General features: G+C 70.4%; 17 protein-coding genes. 11 read left to right on the top strand and 6 right to left on the bottom strand.

From position 1 onward, the window contains the following. The first annotated feature begins 13 nt into the window (after positions 1-13). From F0U47_RS03175 to map, 5 genes are read left to right on the top strand one after another with little or no spacing between them, the layout of a single operon-like run. Positions 14-976, top strand: a complete 963-nt coding sequence (locus F0U47_RS03175) for a Zn-ribbon domain-containing OB-fold protein (RefSeq protein ID WP_149748829.1) — start codon at positions 14-16, stop codon at positions 974-976. A gap of 13 nt (positions 977-989) precedes the next feature. Beyond that, the gene (locus tag F0U47_RS03170) at positions 990-2,048 is read left to right on the top strand and encodes a thiolase family protein (protein ID WP_149748828.1); all 1,059 of its coding nucleotides are present in this window, start codon (positions 990-992) and stop codon (positions 2,046-2,048) included. Continuing rightward, a complete protein-coding gene (locus F0U47_RS03165) occupies positions 2,048-3,208 on the top strand; it encodes a thiolase family protein (protein WP_149748827.1) in 1,161 nt (386 codons plus the stop codon). The genes F0U47_RS03170 and F0U47_RS03165 overlap by 1 nt, the downstream gene beginning before the upstream one ends. After that, positions 3,208-4,047 carry an enoyl-CoA hydratase gene (locus tag F0U47_RS03160; RefSeq protein WP_149748826.1) on the top strand — a complete coding sequence of 280 codons (840 nt, stop codon included), beginning with the start codon at positions 3,208-3,210 and terminating at the stop codon, positions 4,045-4,047. The genes F0U47_RS03165 and F0U47_RS03160 overlap by 1 nt, the downstream gene beginning before the upstream one ends. A 26-nt stretch (positions 4,048-4,073) precedes the next feature. Continuing rightward, positions 4,074-4,841, top strand: coding sequence for a type I methionyl aminopeptidase (gene map / locus F0U47_RS03155; protein WP_149748825.1), 768 nt, complete (start codon positions 4,074-4,076; stop codon positions 4,839-4,841). Positions 4,842-4,847: 6 nt separating this feature from the next. Here map and F0U47_RS03150 read toward each other — a convergent pair whose 3' ends face one another. The 3 genes from F0U47_RS03150 to F0U47_RS03145 are packed head-to-tail and all read right to left on the bottom strand — an operon-like array spanning position 4,848 to position 6,894. Next, a complete protein-coding gene (locus tag F0U47_RS03150) occupies positions 4,848-5,504 on the bottom strand; it encodes a nucleotidyltransferase domain-containing protein (RefSeq protein ID WP_246159406.1) in 657 nt (218 codons plus the stop codon). After that, positions 5,441-5,590 (bottom strand): hypothetical protein, encoded by a 150-nt coding sequence (locus F0U47_RS20975; RefSeq protein ID WP_188111142.1) that lies wholly within the window; start codon positions 5,588-5,590, stop codon positions 5,441-5,443. Before F0U47_RS20975 ends, F0U47_RS03150 begins: the two co-directional genes overlap by 64 nt. A gap of 59 nt (positions 5,591-5,649) precedes the next feature. After that, complete coding sequence (locus tag F0U47_RS03145; RefSeq protein ID WP_149748824.1) at positions 5,650-6,894, bottom strand: cytochrome P450; 1,245 nt, start codon at positions 6,892-6,894, stop codon at positions 5,650-5,652. Positions 6,895-7,040: 146 nt separating this feature from the next. Between F0U47_RS03145 and F0U47_RS03140 the strand changes: the two genes are divergently transcribed. Together F0U47_RS03140 and F0U47_RS03135 are read left to right on the top strand one after the other, a co-directional pair. Next, positions 7,041-8,204, top strand: coding sequence for a steroid 3-ketoacyl-CoA thiolase (locus F0U47_RS03140; RefSeq protein ID WP_149748823.1), 1,164 nt, complete (start codon positions 7,041-7,043; stop codon positions 8,202-8,204). 189 nt (positions 8,205-8,393) lie between these two features. Beyond that, positions 8,394-9,332 carry a type IV toxin-antitoxin system AbiEi family antitoxin domain-containing protein gene (locus F0U47_RS03135; protein ID WP_149748822.1) on the top strand — a complete coding sequence of 313 codons (939 nt, stop codon included), beginning with the start codon at positions 8,394-8,396 and terminating at the stop codon, positions 9,330-9,332. A 122-nt stretch (positions 9,333-9,454) separates the two neighbouring features. Here F0U47_RS03135 and F0U47_RS03130 read toward each other — a convergent pair whose 3' ends face one another. Both F0U47_RS03130 and F0U47_RS03125 read right to left on the bottom strand, forming a co-directional pair. Continuing rightward, on the bottom strand, positions 9,455-10,339 hold the full coding sequence (locus F0U47_RS03130) for an SDR family oxidoreductase (protein WP_149748821.1): 885 nt from the start codon (positions 10,337-10,339) through the stop codon (positions 9,455-9,457). Continuing rightward, the gene (locus tag F0U47_RS03125) at positions 10,336-11,121 is read right to left on the bottom strand and encodes an SDR family oxidoreductase (RefSeq protein ID WP_149748820.1); all 786 of its coding nucleotides are present in this window, start codon (positions 11,119-11,121) and stop codon (positions 10,336-10,338) included. The genes F0U47_RS03130 and F0U47_RS03125 overlap by 4 nt, the downstream gene beginning before the upstream one ends. Before the next feature lie 64 nt (positions 11,122-11,185). Between F0U47_RS03125 and F0U47_RS03120 the strand changes: the two genes are divergently transcribed. From F0U47_RS03120 to F0U47_RS03105, 4 genes are read left to right on the top strand one after another with little or no spacing between them, the layout of a single operon-like run. Next, positions 11,186-11,944, top strand: a complete 759-nt coding sequence (locus tag F0U47_RS03120) for an enoyl-CoA hydratase family protein (protein WP_149748819.1) — start codon at positions 11,186-11,188, stop codon at positions 11,942-11,944. After that, positions 11,941-12,834 (top strand): CoA transferase subunit A, encoded by an 894-nt coding sequence (locus F0U47_RS03115; protein WP_223162626.1) that lies wholly within the window; start codon positions 11,941-11,943, stop codon positions 12,832-12,834. Before F0U47_RS03120 ends, F0U47_RS03115 begins: the two co-directional genes overlap by 4 nt. Beyond that, positions 12,831-13,601, top strand: a complete 771-nt coding sequence (locus tag F0U47_RS03110) for a CoA-transferase subunit beta (RefSeq protein ID WP_149748818.1) — start codon at positions 12,831-12,833, stop codon at positions 13,599-13,601. Before F0U47_RS03115 ends, F0U47_RS03110 begins: the two co-directional genes overlap by 4 nt. Beyond that, on the top strand, positions 13,598-14,665 hold the full coding sequence (locus F0U47_RS03105; RefSeq protein WP_149748817.1) for an NAD(P)H-dependent flavin oxidoreductase: 1,068 nt from the start codon (positions 13,598-13,600) through the stop codon (positions 14,663-14,665). The genes F0U47_RS03110 and F0U47_RS03105 overlap by 4 nt, the downstream gene beginning before the upstream one ends. Here F0U47_RS03105 and F0U47_RS03100 read toward each other — a convergent pair. Then, positions 14,662-15,648: a GNAT family N-acetyltransferase gene (locus F0U47_RS03100; protein ID WP_149748816.1), complete on the bottom strand. Its 987-nt coding sequence runs from the start codon at positions 15,646-15,648 to the stop codon at positions 14,662-14,664. The two genes, F0U47_RS03105 and F0U47_RS03100, sit on opposite strands and share 4 nt — an antisense overlap. Position 15,649 lies beyond the last annotated feature (1 nt).

Genomic DNA, 15,649 nt, shown 5'->3' with positions numbered 1-15,649 from the left:
TTCACTTTCGCCCATGACCCGGACCCTCCAGGCGCCCGTCACGGTCGCCTTCGACTACACGCGATCCGTGGGCCCTGTGCTGGGCCGCTTCTTCACCGGGCTGCGCGACCGCCGGCTGGTCGGCGCCCGCCTGTCCGACGGGAGGGTCGTCGTACCGCCTCCCGAGTTCGACCCCACGACCCACGCCGCCGTCGCCGAGTTCGTCGACCTGCCGGACACCGGGACGGTCACCTCCTGGACCTGGGTGAGCGAGCCGGTCGCCGGTCAGCCGTTCGACCGGCCGTTCGCCTTCGCCCTGGTGACGCCGGACGGTGCCGACGCCCCGATCCTGCACGCGGTCGACGTCGCCTCGGCCGACGAGATGAGCACCGGCATGCGGGTGAAGGTGCGCTGGGCCGAGGAGACCCAGGGCCACCTCACCGACATCGCGTGCTGGGAGCCGACCTCCGACGCCGCGACCGGGGCCGCGCCCGAGACGTCGGTGGCGTCCGACGACCCCGTCACCGGGATCATCACGCCGACCAGCGTCGACTACACGTACGCCGCCTCACCCGAGGAGTCGGCGTTCTTCCGCGGTCTCAGCGAGGGCCGGATCCTCGGTCAGCGGTGTCCCGCGTGCGGCAAGGTCTACGTGCCGCCGCGGAGCGCCTGCCCGGTCGACGGCGTGCCGACCACCGAGGAGGTCGAGCTCCCGGACATCGGCACGGTCACGACGTTCTGCATCGTCAATGTGCCGTTCCTGGGGCAGAAGATCACGCCGCCGTACGTCTCGGCGTACATCCTGCTCGACGGCGCGGACATCGCGCTCCAGCACCTGATCCTCGACATCCCGGCCGACGAGGTGCGCATGGGCCTGCGGGTGAAGGCGCACTGGAAGCCCCGCGACGAGTGGGGCACGTCGATCGAGAACATCAGCCACTTCGCGCCCGCCGACGAGCCGGACGCGGACTACGACACCTACAAGCACCACCTCTGAGGAGAAGCGGACGATGAGAGACGTTGCGGTCGTCGGGTTCGCCCAGCGGCAGATGCAGAACTTCGACGGGTCGCCCCAGTGTGTGGAGCTGCTCGTCCCGCTCTTCGCGGAGTGCTACGAGCAGACGGGCTGGACCCGCAAGGACGTCGGCTTCTGGTGCTCGGGGTCGTCCGACTACCTGGCCGGACGTGCGTTCTCGTTCGTGTCGGCGATCGACTCCATCGGCGTGCTGCCGCCGGTCAACGAGTCGCACGTCGAGATGGACGCCGCTTGGGCGCTCTACGAGGCCTGGCTGAAGATCCAGACCGGCGAGGTCGACACTGCGATCGTGTTCGGCTTCGGCAAGGCGTCCGCCGGCGTGCTGCGGCGGACCCTGGCCCTGCAGCTGGACCCCTACACGATGACCCCGCTGTGGCCCGACACGGTCTCGCTGGCGGCCCTGCAGGCGCGGCTCGGCATCGACGCCGGTCAGTGGGACGAGTCGGCGATGGCCGAGGTCGTGAACCGCTCGCTCACGGACGCCGAGAAGAACGAGTACGCGATCCGGGCGGGCGGCTCCACCGTCGAGGACCTGCTCGCGCGGCCGATGTTCGCCGACCCGCTGCGCAAGCACGACTGCGCTCCGGTCACCGACGGCGCCGCCGCCATCGTGCTCGCCACCGGGGACCGCGCGCACGAGGTGCGTGAGCGGCCGGCCTGGATCACGGGGCTGTCGACGTTCAGCGACGGACTGCAGCTCAACACCCGCGACCTGACCCGATCCGAGTCGGCGGCCCGCGCGGCGGCTGCCCTCGGCGGCCTGGACGGCGTGGAGATCGCCGAGCTGCACGCGCCTTTCAGCCACCAGGAGCTGATCCTGCGCAAGGAGCTCGGGCTGGCTGACGACGTACGACTCAACCCGTCGGGCGGTCCGCTGGCCGGCAACCCGATGTTCACCGGCGGTGCGATCCGGATCGGGGAGGCCGCTCGCCGGATCTGGGACGGCACCGCCGACAAGGTGCTCGGGCACGCGACCAGCGGCCCGGCCCTCCAGCAGAACCTCGTGTGCGTGATGGAAGGTAGGAACAACTGATGGGCAAGCTGCCAGCCGCAGTGGTCGGCGTGGGCCAGACCCACCACCGCGCGAAGCGCGAGGACGTCTCGATGGCGGGCTTGTGCCGCGAGGCCATGGACCGCGCGCTCGAGGACGCGGGCATGACCCTCGACGAGATCGACGCGATCGTGGTCGGCAAGGCGCCCGACCTGTTCGAGGGCGTGATGATGCCGGAGCTCTACCTCGCCGAGGCACTCGGAGCGGCCGGCAAGCCGCTGCTGCGCGTGCACACCGCCGGCTCGGTCGGCGGCTCCACGGCGATCGTCGCGTCGTCGCTGGTGCAGGCGGGCGTGCACGACAAGGTCCTGACCGTCGCGTTCGAGAAGCAGTCGGAGTCCAACGCCATGTGGGCGCTCTCGGTGCCGGTGCCGTTCATCATGCCGGTTCACGCCGGCGCCGGCGGCTACTTCGCGCCGCACGTGCGCTCCTACATCCGACGGTCCGGCGCGCCCACCCATGTCGGCGCGATCGTCGCGGCCAAGGACCGGACCAACGCTCTCAAGAACCCCTACGCGCACCTGCGCGAGCAGAAGACCGTCGACCAGGTGATGGGGTCGCAGATGCTCTGGGACCCGATCCGGTACGACGAGACCTGCCCGTCCTCCGACGGCGCGTGCGCACTCGTCATCGCGTCCGAGAAGGCCGCCGCGGCCTCGCCGAACCCGGCCTGGATCCACGGGACCGTGATGCGCTCGGAGCCGACCACGGCGGCCGAGCGCGACCAGGTGAACCCGCAGGCGGGCCGCGAGGCAGCAGCCGCGCTGTGGAAGCAGGCCGGCATCACGAACCCGCTCGAGGAGATCGACGCGGCCGAGATCTACGTGCCGTTCTCGTGGTTCGAGCCGATGTGGATCGAGAACCTGGGCTTCACGGCGGAGGGCGACGGCTGGAAGCTCACGGAGAGCGGTGAGACCGCGATCGACGGCAAGCTCCCGATCAACATGAGCGGCGGCGTGCTGTCGTCCAACCCGATCGGCGCGAGCGGGATGCTCCGGTTCGGCGAGGCGGCGCTGCAGGTCCGGGGCGCCGCGGGTGAGCACCAGGTCGACGGCGTACGACGGGCGCTCGGTCACGCCTACGGCGGTGGCTCGCAGTTCTTCTCGATGTGGGTGGTCGGCTCCGAGAAGCCCACGAACTGATGGCGGAGAGCACCGACGGCTCCGACGGCTCCGACGGCTTCGTCCTGGTCGACCGGCCGCGCGAGGACGTCGCAGTCGTCACGCTCAACCGTCCCGAGCGGGTCAATTCGATGTCGTTCGACGTCATGGTGCCGTTCCGCGACGAGCTGCGGCGGCTCGGTGACGACAACGCGGTCCGGGTGATCGTGCTGACCGGCGCCGGCCGCGGCTTCTGTTCCGGAGCCGACCAGAGCGGCGAGCGGGGCCGGATGCCCAACATCGGCGGCCTCACCGGCGTGACGATCGCGCTCCGCGCGATGGAGCTGCTCGACGACATCATCGTCACGCTCCGGCGCCTGCACCAGCCGGTGATCGCAGCCGTCAACGGGCCGGCCATCGGCGGCGGGCTGTGTCTGGCGCTGGCCTGTGACGTGCGGGTCGCCGCGGAGTCGGCGTACTTCCGCGCCGCCGGCATCAACAACGGCCTCACCGCGAGCGAGCTCGGCCTCAGCTACCTGCTCCCCCGCGCCATCGGCACCTCCCGCGCCTCGGAGATCATGCTGACCGGGCGCGACGTCCACGCGACCGAGGCGGCCGCGATCGGGCTGGTGTCGAGGGTCGTGCCCGACGACCAGCTGCTCGAGAGCTGCCTGGAGACCGCCGCCGACATCTCCCGCTGGAGCCGGCCGGGTGTCGAGCTGACCAAGCGCACCCTGCAGGACAGCCTCGACGCCGCGAGCCTCGAGCAGCACATGCACGCCGAGGGGGTCGGCCAGCTCCTGGTGCGGCTGCTCACCCAGAACTTCGAGGAGGCCATCGCGGCGCGCAAGGAGAAGCGCGAGCCGCGGTTCCTCGACTGAGCCCCCTGCGCCGTACCCTTGTCCGCGTGATCGAGCTCCGCACCCCGACCCAGATCGAGCAGATGCGCCCGGCCGGGCGCTTCGTGGCCTCGGTGATCAGCGCCCTCGCCGAGAAGGCCGACGTCGGGGTGAACCTCCTCGAGCTCGACGAGCTGGCGCACCGGATGATCAAGGACGCCGGAGCGACCTCGTGCTACATCGACTACCACCCGTCGTTCGGTGCGATGCCCTTCGGCAAGGTGCTCTGCACCTCGGTCAACGACGCGGTGCTCCACGGCCTGCCGTTCGACTACACCCTCCAGGACGGCGACCTGCTGTCCGTCGACTTCGCGGCGTCCGTGGACGGCTGGGTCTCCGACTCGGCCCTGTCGGTGATCGTCGGCACACCGCGCCCCGAGGACGTCCGCCTGATCGAGGTCGCCCAGCGCGCGCTCGACGCCGGGATCGCCGCCGCCCGCGGCGGCAACCGGCTCGGCGACATCTCGCACGCCATCGGGTCGGTGGCCCGGTCCGAGGGGCTCAAGGCCAACCTGCAGTTCGGCGGTCACGGCGTCGGCCGCACGATGCACGGCGACCCGCACGTCCCCAACGACGGCCAGGCGGGCCGCGGCCTCAAGCTCCGCCCAGGCCTGGTGATCGCGATCGAGCCGTGGTTCCTCCACTCCACCGACGAGATCCGCTTCGATCCCGACGGTTGGACCATCCGCAGCGCCGACGGCTCCCGCGGCGCTCACGTCGAGCACACGGTCGCCATCACCGACGGCGACCCGATCGTCCTCACCGCGCGCGACTGACGGCGGTCACAGCGCCGCGAGCCACGGGTGGCTCGGCGAGACCATCCGCAGCGCCTCGGCGAGCCACGTGCGCCGCTCCGGCTCGAGGACGGGTACGACGGCGGCGAAGTCGGCCTCGTCCTTGGGACGCGGCTGCTTGCTCTTCTGCAGCAGCTGGACCTCCGGCGCGAGCACGCGCATCGCGTCGGTCGATGCCGGTCCGTCGAGGTCGCCAACCGGGCGCGTGACCCGGACGTCCCGCCGGTAGCGCCACACGCCCTCGTCGGCGTCGTCGATCATCACCTGGAGGGACCAGGGCGCGGTCGGCGTACGCCGGCACCACACGTCGTGCACGCCGTCCGGCAGCTGCTCCCCCGGCGCCCACGGGCGCAGGTGGCCAGGCGGGTCGGCGGCATGCACGTCCCAGTCGGCCAGCGCCTCCCGCAGCGCGCGCTGCTCGTGACGCAGGACCAGGACGTCGGTGTCGCCGTGCTCGCGCGTCTGTCGCCCGAGGTGCCGGTCGAGCGCCCAGCCGCCGGCCAGCCACCAGCGGCCGGTGAACGCCGCCAGCGCCCCGGGCAGCAGATCGGGAGCGAGCGGGTCCCAGCCGCCCTCGTCGATCAGTCGAGCCCCACCACGAACCCGTAGACCCCGAAGGCCACGCCGATGCCGACGATCAGCCACAGCGAGATCCAGGCGTAGGTGTGCATGGTGTGCTGGTAGTGGTTTTCCGAGTATCCCGGGAACTTCTCGGTGTCGGTGTCACTCATGAAGTGCTCCTGACGCGCGGAAATCGTTCTTCTCCCAGCACGGTAGCGCCACCGGCGGCTCACTTGTAGGCGACTTGGAGGTCCTTGATGCCGTGGATCCAGCCGTGGCGGAGGCGCCGGGGCTCGGCGAGCTTGGTGATGTCCGGGACGTGGTCGGCCAACGCGTTGAACATGAAGTTGATCTCCTTGCGAGCGAGGTTGGCGCCGATGCAGTAGTGGGCGCCGTGCCCGCCGAAGGACAGGTGCGGGTTGGGGTCGCGCAGGATGTTGAACGAGAACGGGTCCTCGAAGACGTCCTCGTCGAAGTTGCCGCTGGAGTAGAAGATCCCGACCCGCTCGCCCTTTTTAACCGACTTCCCGCCCACCTCGACGTCCTCCATCGCGGTGCGCTGGAAGCAGAGGACCGGCGTCGCCCAGCGGATGATCTCGTCCACAGCCGTCTCGGGACGCTCACGCTTGAAGAGCTCCCACTGGTCCGGGTGGTCGAAGAACGCGTTCATGCCGTGGGTGATGGCGTTGCGGGTGGTCTCGTTGCCGGCCACGGCGAGCATGATCACGAAGTAGCCGAACTCGTCGTCCGTGAGCCCACGGCCGTCCTTGTCGGCGCTGATCAGCTTGGTGATGATGTCGTCGCGCGGGCTCTCCTTCCGCTCCGCCGCCAGGCCCATGGCGTAACCGAGGATCTCGGCCGCCGCGACGTCCGGCTCACCGTCGACCTCGGGGTCGTCGTACGACATCATCTGGTTGGACCAGTGGAAGAGCTTGTGGCGGTCCTCCTGCGGCACCCCGATGAAGTCGGCGATCACCTGCAGCGGGAGCTCGGCGGCCACGTCGTCGACGAAGTTGCCCGTGCCCCTAATCTTCGCCTCCTGGACGATCTCCGCGGCGCGGCGCTGCATGGCGTCGTCGAGGCCTCCGACCGCGCGCGGGGTGAAGCCGCGACTGATGATGCGACGGAAGAACACGTGCTCGGGGTCGTCCTGGTTGATCAGCATGACCCGCTGCAGCTCCACCTGCTCGCGCTCCATGCCCTCCGCGAAGCGGATGATCGCCCCGTTCTCCATGTTGGAGAAGCGCTTCGAGTCCTTCGACACGGCCGACACGTCGGCGTGCTTCGTCACGGCCCAGTAACCGGTCCCCGACTCCGGCGACATGCCGTCGCGCGATCCCTGCGGCTGCTCGACCCAGCGTACGGGCTCGGTCTGGCGGACTGCCTTGAACTGGTCGTGCGGGATGCCTCCGTCCTCGATCAGGTCGGGCTTGGTGAAGTCGAAGCCGGGAGACAGAGGGTCAACAGCGGTCACGGCGGTGGAACCTTTCGATCACGGGGCAGCCTGGGCGCGCCTGGCTGGAACACGTTCTAACCGGAGACTACAGACCGTCGGCCAAATACGAAAGAGTTTCGTGTCGTGTTCTTGGCAGGAATGAGAACCTGTTCTACTTTGGTGTCATGGGCAACCCCGTGATCATCGACGCCGTCCGCACCCCTCTCGGCAAGCGCAAGGGCTGGCTGGCCGGCCTGCACCCCGCCCAGCTGCTCGGGTTCGTGCAGGAGGAGGTGCTCCGCCGGGCCGGCGTCGACCCCGCCCTGGTCGAGCAGGTCGTCGGCGGGTGCGTCACCCAGGCAGGCGAGCAGTCCAACGACATGGTGCGTCGCGCGTGGCTCTACCAGGGGCTCCCCCAGCACACCGGCGGCACCGTGATCGACGCGCAGTGCGGGTCCGGCCAGCAGGCGGCCCACCTCGTGCACGACATGGTCGCGGCCGGCAGCATCGACGTCGGCATCGCCTGCGGCGTCGAGGCGATGTCACGGATCCCGCTCGGCGGCAACGTCCCGCCGGGCCTGGGCGACCCGCGCCCCGACGACTGGTCGATCGACATGCCCAACCAGTTCGAGGGCGCCGACCGCATCGCGAAGAACCGCGGCATCACGCGCGCCGACCTCGAGGCGTTCGGCCTCGCCTCGCAGCAGAAGGCCCGCACCGCGGTCGACGAAGGCCGGTTCAAGCGCGAGATCGCTCCGCTCGAGGCGCCCGTCCTCGACGAGGAGGGCGAGCCCACCGGCGAGACCCGACTCGTCGACACCGACCAGGGCCTGCGCGACACCACCCTGGAAGGCCTCGCCGGCCTGAAGTCCGTCCTGCCCGACGGGCTCCACACGGCGGGCACGTCGTCGCAGATCTCCGACGGCGCGGCGGCACTGCTCATCATGGACGAGGACCGGGCCGCCGAGCTCGGGCTCAAGCCCCGCGCCCGGATCGCCTACCACTGCCTGGTCGGCTCCGACCCCTACTACCACCTCGACGGTCCGGTCGACGCGACCCAGCGGGTGCTCGACAAGACCGGCATGGCGATCAGCGACTTCGACCTGTTCGAGGTCAACGAGGCCTTCGCGTCCGTCGTGCTCTCCTGGGCCGGCGTCCACGGGATCGACATGGACCGGGTCAACGTCAACGGCGGCGCCATCGCCCTCGGCCACCCGGTCGGCGCGACCGGCGTACGCCTTCTCACCACCGCGCTGCACGAGCTCGAGCGCCGGGACCAGTCCACCGCCCTGGTCTCGATGTGCGCCGGGGGCGCCATGGCGACGGGGACGGTGCTGGAGCGGGTCTGAGGATTTGCGGGCGGGCTGGAGACAGTTTCACCGGCCGGCCGGTGAAACTGTCGCTTGGAGTACGAAGTTTCATCGGCCAAGCGAGAGTTTTCTCGGCCAAGTACGACGGCCGGACCGTCGACGAGGACTTATCCACAGGTACGCCGACCGCTGGGTGCGCGGAAGCAGTTTCCCGGGCAGCGTTTCGCCATGCTCGAGTGGTTGGCAGACGCGCACGGAGTGCTGCTTCGCAGGGACGCCGTCGACAACGGAATCGATGACAACGCCCTGAGGCGCGCCGTCCAGAGCGGGCGCATCGTTCGCCTGCGACAAGGCGCCTACGTGCTCGGCCCCGTCTGGCAGTCCTCCGACCGGGTCGGCCGCCACCGATTGCTGGTCCTCGCCGTCCGAAGGCAGTACGGCGACGACGTGGCTCTCTCGCACACGAGTGCGTGCATCGAGCAGGGTGGCCCCACCTGGGGCCTCGACCTCAGCGCGGCGCACGTGACCAACCTCTACGGCATCGGCGAACGCAGAGCCGCGAAGGTCGTCCACCACCGCGGCGTGTGCCGGGTCGACGACGTCACGCGCCTCGACGGCGGCTGGATCACGTCACCGCCGCGAACGGCCATGGACACCGCATGCATCGCGTCGCGTGACGCGGGCGTCGCCGTACTCGATGACTTCCAGCATCGAGGCTTGGCGACGCGGGACCAGCTCGAGCAGATCCTTGCGTCGATGCGATCGACCCCGGACACGTTGAACCTGCTGCTCAAGCTTCGGCTCTCCGACGGCAAGGCCGAGTCCGTCGGGGAGACCCGGAGTCGGCTGCTCTTCAGGGACGAGGGACTGCCGGCGCCTGTCCCGCAGTTCGAGGTACGGCACCCGGCCGGCCACGTAGCGGGCCGCGTGGACTTCGCATGGCCGGAGCGGAGGGTGATGCTGGAGTTCGACGGATACCAGAAGTACCTCCGTCTTCGTCGCAAGGACGAGTCGATCGAGCAGACGATCCTCCGGGAGAAGGCTCGCGAGGATCACCTTCGCGAGCTCACCGGTTGGCTGATGGTGCGGCTGATCTGGGCCGATCTCGACTTCCCTACCGAGACGGCGAACCGCATCTGGCGGGCGTTCGCCCAGGCAGTGGCCTGAGAGTCTGCGAACTGCACGACTGCCGAACTTGGACGACAAAACTGTCGCTTGGCCGATGAAGTTTTATCGGCCCAGCGACAGTTTCACCGGCCGGCCGGTGAAACTGTCTCCCGCCCGGAGCCCTACGAAGCCCCGTACACCGGCTCCGGCACCGGAGCCTCCTCCAGCAGCTTGCGGAGCGACGGGCCGACCTCGGTGGCCACCCACCGGCCGTCGGCGACGGCCGAAGGTCCGTGGGACCAGCCGTTCTCGACGGTCAGCCGGCTGCCGTCGATCTCGATCACGCGACCGGTGACGTCACCGGCGTCCTCCGAGGCCAGCCACGCCACGATCGGGGCATTGTCCTCGGGCAGGGCCATGGCGGAGGTGTCGAACGCGCCCTCCGTCATCCGGGTCTTCGCGACGGGGGCGATGGCGTTGACGGTGACGCCGTAGCGGCCCATCTCGGCGGCAGCGACCAGGGTGAGGCCGGCGATCCCGGCCTTCGCCGCGGAGTACGTCGCCTGGCCGATCGATCCCTGCAGGCCGGCCCCCGACGACGTGTTGATCACGCGCGCGACGCGCTGGCGCCCTTCCTTCGACTCCGCGCGCCAGTAGGCGCCGGCGTGGCGCAGCGGAGCGAAGTGGCCCTTGAGGTGCACCCGGATCACGGCGTCCCACTCCTCCTCGGAGGTGTTGACGAGCATCCGGTCGCGGACGAAGCCGGCGTTGTTGACCAGGATGTCGAGCCCGCCGTATGTGTCGATCGCCTGTTGCACCATCGCCGCGGCCGCATCGAAGTCGGCGACGTCGGCGCCGTTCACGACCGCCTCACCGCCCATCGCCTCGATCTCGGCGACGACCTGGTGGGCCGGCGAGTCGCCGGCGTCCTCCCCGGCGAGCGACACCCCGTAGTCGTTGACGACGACCTTCGCGCCGTGCCGCGCCAGCTCCAGCGCGTGGGCGCGGCCGATCCCGCGTCCGGCGCCGGTGACGATCGCGACCCGGCCCTCCAACAGCTTGCTCACGTGGCTTCTCCTTGCTGGTTCTGCCCTGATCTCTGGGCGAGGTAGAGGAACACCGGCTGCTCGCCGCCGCCGTGGCAGGCGACGCTCGCGCCGGAGACGTACGACGCGAGGTCGCTCGCCAGGAACGCCACGACCCGCCCGATCTCCGCGACGTCGGCCATCCGGCCGGCCGGGATCGTGCGCTCGATCGCGGCGACGGTCGCGTCACCGCCGTAGTGGTCGGCGGTGTCCGCCGTCCGCACCAGCCCGACGTCGACCGCGTTGACCCGCACCCGCGGTCCCCACTCCTGGGCGAGCGAGCCGGTCAGCGAGTCCACGCCGGCCTTCGCAGCGCCGTACGCCGCCGTGCCGGGTGACGGGCGGACGCCCGAGACCGAGGAGATGTTGACGATCGCGCCGCCGCCGTCCTGCTGCTGCATGACCGCGTTGGCGGCCTGCGCGCAGGTCAGGGTCGCCATCAGGTTGAGCCCGACGATCTTGTCGTGGAAGCGCGGCGAGGCCTCCGCCGCCAGGGCGTACGGCGCACCGCCCGCGTTGTTCACCAGAACGTCGAGACGGCCGTGCTGCTCGACGACGTGGGCCACCATCGCCTGCACTGCTTCCGGGTCCCGCACGTCGCACGTCACGTGGGTGGCACCCGACGGCGGGTCCGCCTCGGACCGGGCGCAGGTCACGACCGTCGCTCCGGCCTCGATCAGCACCTCCGCTATGCCGCGGCCGATGCCGCGACTGCCGCCGGTGACCAGCGCGACGCGGCCGGCCAGGTCGATCGTGAGTGCCATGCCCGCACCCTACCAAGCAAATGCTTGGTAGGCTTCGACAAGCTCAGCCACCGAAAGAGGACAGATGCCCATCACCAGTGAGCTCAGGCCGGACGGCGTCCGGCTCGTGACGATGAACGCCCCGCCGGTCAACGCCCTCACCGTGCAGGGCTGGTTCGACCTGGCGACGGCGCTCGACGAGGCGGGCCGGGACCTGGCGACGAAGGTCGTCGTCCTGCGCGCGGAGGGCAAGGGCTTCAACGCCGGCGTCGACATCAAGGAGATGCAGCACACGACCGGGTTCGACGCCCTGCTCGGAGCCAACCGCGGCTGCTACGCGGCGTTCAAGGCGGTCTACGAGTGCGCGGTCCCGGTCGTGGCCGCGGTGAACGGCTTCTGCGTCGGGGGCGGCGTCGGGCTGGTCGGCAACGCCGACTGCATCGTCGCCAGCGACGACGCCTACTTCGGGGTCCCCGAGGTCAACCAGGGCGCGCTCGGCGCGGCGACCCACATGGCGCGGCTGGTGCCGCAGCACATGATGCGGACCCTCTACTTCACCGCGCGCACGATCAAGGCCGCCGACCTGGTGCAGTTCGGCTCCGTCCTCGAGGTGGTCCCCCGCGACCGGCTCGACGAGGCGGCCCTGGAGGTCGCGGGCGAGATCGCCGCCAAGGACGGCCGGGTGATCCGGGCGGCGAAGGCCGCGCTCAACGGCATCGACCCGATCGACGTGAACAAGAGCTACCGCTTCGAGCAGGGCTTCACCTACGAGCTGAACCTGATGGGTGTCAGCGACGAGCTACGCGACGACTTCGCGGGCACCAACAAGGGAGGCAAGGCGTGACTCGCAAGCCGCGTGACAAGCGGATGTCCATCGACGAGGTGATCGGCAGCCTCGAGAGCGGGATGACCATCGGCATCGGTGGTTGGGGGCCGCGTCGCAAGCCGATGGCCCTGGTCCGGGCGCTCTACCGCTCCGACCTCACCGACCTGACCATCGTCAGCTGGGGTGGCGCGGACGTCGGGCTCCTCGCCCGCGCCGGCAAGATCCGCCGCCTCGTCTACGCCTTCGTGTCGCTCGACTCGATCCCGCTCGAGCCCAACTTCCAGCGGGCACGGCAGAGCAAGGCGATCCCCGAGATCGTCGAGCTCGACGAGGGCATGTTCCAGACCGGCCTCCGCGCAGCGGCGCAGCGGCTGCCGTTCCTCCCGATGCGGGCCGGCCTGGGCTCCGACGTGCTCGTCAACAACCCGTGGATCAGGACCGTCACCAGTCCGTACACCACTGACGGCGCTGTCGAGGAGCTCGTCGCCGTGCCCGCCCTGGAGCTCGACGCCGCCCTGGTCCACCTCAACCGGGCCGACGAGCACGGCAACGCGTCGTACCTCGGTCCGGACCCGTACTTCGACGACCTCTTCGCGATGGCCGCGGAGAAGACCTACCTCAGTGTCGAGCAGGTCGTCGACACCGCCGGGCTGACGGTCGACTCTCCCGTCCAGCGGCTGCTGGTGAGCCGGATGTTGGTCGACGGCGTCGTGGAGACCCCGAACGGCGCGCACTTCACCACCTGCACGCCGGACTACGAGCGCGACGAGAGGTTCCAGAAGGCGTACGCCGCCGCGGCCGGCGGCTCCGACGAGGACTGGCAGGCGTTCCACGACCGCTTCCTCGCGGGCGACGAGGCGTCGTACCAGGAAGCAGTCCGCGCATTCCACGAGGAGGCAGACCGATGAGCGACTGGACGAGAGCGGACGTCTGCGCGTCGGCGATCGCCGACGCCTTCAAGGACGACGGCGAGATCTTCGCCAGTCCGATGGGGCTGCTGCCGATGCTCGGCGTCCGGCTGGCCAAGCTCACGTCGAACCCCGACCTGGTGATCAGTGACGGCGAGTCGCTCTTCCTGGCCGGCGTGCCGCCGCTCTTCGCGAAGGGCGACGTCGTCGAGGGCTGGATCCCGTTCCGCAAGGTCTTCGACGTCGTCGCCTACGGCAAGCGGCACGTGATGATGGGCGCCACCCAGGTGGACCGGCACGGCAACCAGAACATCTCCGCGATCGGCGACTTCGCCCAGCCGACCCGGCAGTTGCTCGGTTCGCGCGGCGCGCCGGGCAACACGGTCAACAACCGGACGTCGTACTGGGTGCCGAAGCACTCCCCCCGCGTCTTCGTCGAGCAGGTCGACGTCGTCTCCGGCGTCGGCCCGCGTCGGGCGAAGGCGGCCGGACCTGCCGCCGCGCGCTTCAACGACATCCACCGGATCGTCAGCAACCTCGCGGTGCTCGACGTCGGCGGGCCGGACGACACGGTGCGGCTGGTCAGCGTGCACCCCGGCGTCACGGTCGACGACGTGGTCGCGCAGACCGGCTTCACGCTCGACGCGCCGGCCGACGTGCCGACCACCCGCGAGCCGACCACCGAGGAGCTGGTCCTGATCCGGGAGATGCTCGACCCCAAGGGCCTGCGCTTCAAGGAAGTCCCCCAGGAAGAAGCCGCCAAGTGATCGAGCAGCTGCTGCGCACCCCGCTGACCGACCTGGTCGGCGTCCGGCACCCGGTCGTGCAGACGGGGATGGGCTGGGTCTCCGGCCCCCGCCTGGTCTCGGCGACCGCCAACGCCGGCGGCCTCGGCATCCTCGCGTCCGCCACGATGACGTTCGACGAGCTCGAGAAGGCGATCGTCGAGGTCAAGGGCCGCACCGAGGAGCCGTTCGGCGTCAACCTGCGCGCCGACGCCGGCGACGCCGCGGCGCGGTGCGACCTCCTGATCGAGTACGGCGTCAAGGTCGCCTCGTTCGCGCTCGCACCCAAGCCCGAGCTGATCGCCAGGCTCAAGGAGCACGACGTCGTCGTCATGCCGTCGATCGGCGCCGCCAAGCATGCGAAGAAGGTCGCCGGCTGGGGCGCCGACGCGGTGATGGTGCAGGGCGGCGAGGGCGGCGGCCACACCGGGCCGGTGCCGACGACCCTGCTCCTGCCGACCGTGCTCGACGCGGTGGACATCCCGGTCGTCGCGGCCGGCGGGTTCTTCGACGGCCGCGGCCTCGCCGCCGCGCTGTCGTACGGCGCCGCAGGGGTCGGCATGGGCACGCGGTTCCTGCTGACCTCCGACTCGGCGGTGCCCGACGCCGTCAAGCGGCTCTATCTCGAGCGCGGGCTGACCGACACCGTCGTGACCGCGAAGGTCGACGGCATGCCGCACCGGATGCTGCGCACCGCCCTCGTCGAGGAGCTCGAGGAGAGCAGCGCCGTCCGGCGGATGGGGCCGACCCTCCGCCGTACCCTCGAGTTCAAGCGCGACTCCGGCATGAGCTGGCGGGAGCTGGCCAAGGACGGTCGCGAGATGAAGAAGCAGCAGGGGCGCACCCTCGGCCAGATGGCGCTGGCCGCGAACACCCCCACGATGCTCAAGGCCGGCCTGGTCGAGGGCGACACCTCCGCCGGCGTCCTGGCCAGCGGCCAGGTGGTCGGCGTGATCGACGACCTCCCCTCGTGCGAGGAGCTGATCGACCGCGTGGTGACCCGCGCCGCCGAGGAGCTGCGGCGGGCGGGCTCCTACCTCTCCTAGAGCGACTTCTGGAAGGCGAGCTCCCGGCCCATGACCCGGTAGCCCAGCACCTCGTTGACGCCGATCATGTGGTCGTTGGACTCGGCGTTGTAGGTGTCGACCTGCTCGAGCTGCGGCTCCTCCTCCGCGAGCCAGCGGAGCATCTCGGCCTTGAGCAGCAGGCCGAGCCGGTGGCCACGGTGAGCGCCGACGACGGAGGTGTCGTGCTGGTCGCCGTACGCCGGGCGCTCCGACTCGACCACGACGACGGTCTGGCCCGCGAGCTGGCCGGACGGCACGTGGCGCGCGACCACCCGGTAGGCACGCTCACGCCGGAACTCGCAGGCCTCCTCGTAGGCCTTCATCCGGTCCGCGTTGAACACCTCGTCCTCGATGTCGAGGTCGTCGGTCGGGGCGTCGTTGATGGCGGAGGCCATCTCGGCGATCTCGTCGAGCTCGTCGTCGGGCGTGGGCAGGCGGCGGCGCTCGAGGACGTAGTCCGTGGCGTGGGCCAGCGCCTCTTCGTACTGCCTGTCGAGCTCGGCGCGGTCGATGTCGGCGAGGTACTGCCGACGGTTGATCGCCTGGTGCTTCTTCTCGTAGCCGTGCTTCGCGGCGAACGCTGAGGTCGCCTCCGACTCCCAGCCGCCGATGCCGACGCTGGTCCGCCCCATCCGGCGTACCTCGTCCTCCAGGAAGGCGAGGATCGCGCTGCCGTGGCCTCGACGCCGCTGGTCGGGGTGGACGGTCACGCCCAGCCAGGCGAGGTGGAGGTTGTCGTACTCGCTGACGGCGATGGTGCCGCCTCCGACGACGGTCCCCTCGACGCGGGCGAGGTAGGGCACCGCCGGCTCGCCGTCCCAGCCGTGGCGGAAGCGCGCCTCCGCCCGCAGCAGCGTCGCCTCGACCTCCCAGGGCGAGTCGACCCGGCTCGCCGCGTTCTGGAGGTCGACCCACTCCTTCAGGGCGGCCGCGTCGTCGGGACCGAACCGTGTGATGTCCATG

Origin of the sequence: Nocardioides antri (assembly GCF_008373765.1) — a bacterium.
In the GTDB taxonomy this organism is placed as follows: Bacteria; Actinomycetota; Actinomycetes; order Propionibacteriales; family Nocardioidaceae; genus Nocardioides; species Nocardioides antri.
This window is presented reverse-complemented; position numbering and strand designations above follow the sequence as displayed.

Excerpts from the sequence above, each read along its gene's own strand:
- F0U47_RS03110 (WP_149748818.1), top strand. The coding sequence starts at position 12,831 with ATGAGCGACTGGACGAGAGCGGACGTCTGCGCGTCGGCGATCGCCGAC.
- F0U47_RS03100 (WP_149748816.1), bottom strand. The coding sequence starts at position 15,648 with ATGGACATCACACGGTTCGGTCCCGACGACGCGGCCGCCCTGAAGGAG.
- F0U47_RS03120 (WP_149748819.1), top strand. The coding sequence starts at position 11,186 with ATGCCCATCACCAGTGAGCTCAGGCCGGACGGCGTCCGGCTCGTGACG.
- F0U47_RS20975 (WP_188111142.1), bottom strand. The coding sequence starts at position 5,590 with ATGAGTGACACCGACACCGAGAAGTTCCCGGGATACTCGGAAAACCAC.
- F0U47_RS03125 (WP_149748820.1), bottom strand. The coding sequence starts at position 11,121 with ATGGCACTCACGATCGACCTGGCCGGCCGCGTCGCGCTGGTCACCGGC.
- F0U47_RS03140 (WP_149748823.1), top strand. The coding sequence starts at position 7,041 with ATGGGCAACCCCGTGATCATCGACGCCGTCCGCACCCCTCTCGGCAAG.
- F0U47_RS03160 (WP_149748826.1), top strand. The coding sequence starts at position 3,208 with ATGGCGGAGAGCACCGACGGCTCCGACGGCTCCGACGGCTTCGTCCTG.
- F0U47_RS03165 (WP_149748827.1), top strand. The coding sequence starts at position 2,048 with ATGGGCAAGCTGCCAGCCGCAGTGGTCGGCGTGGGCCAGACCCACCAC.
- F0U47_RS03170 (WP_149748828.1), top strand. The coding sequence starts at position 990 with ATGAGAGACGTTGCGGTCGTCGGGTTCGCCCAGCGGCAGATGCAGAAC.
- F0U47_RS03135 (WP_149748822.1), top strand. The coding sequence starts at position 8,394 with ATGCTCGAGTGGTTGGCAGACGCGCACGGAGTGCTGCTTCGCAGGGAC.
- F0U47_RS03175 (WP_149748829.1), top strand. The coding sequence starts at position 14 with ATGACCCGGACCCTCCAGGCGCCCGTCACGGTCGCCTTCGACTACACG.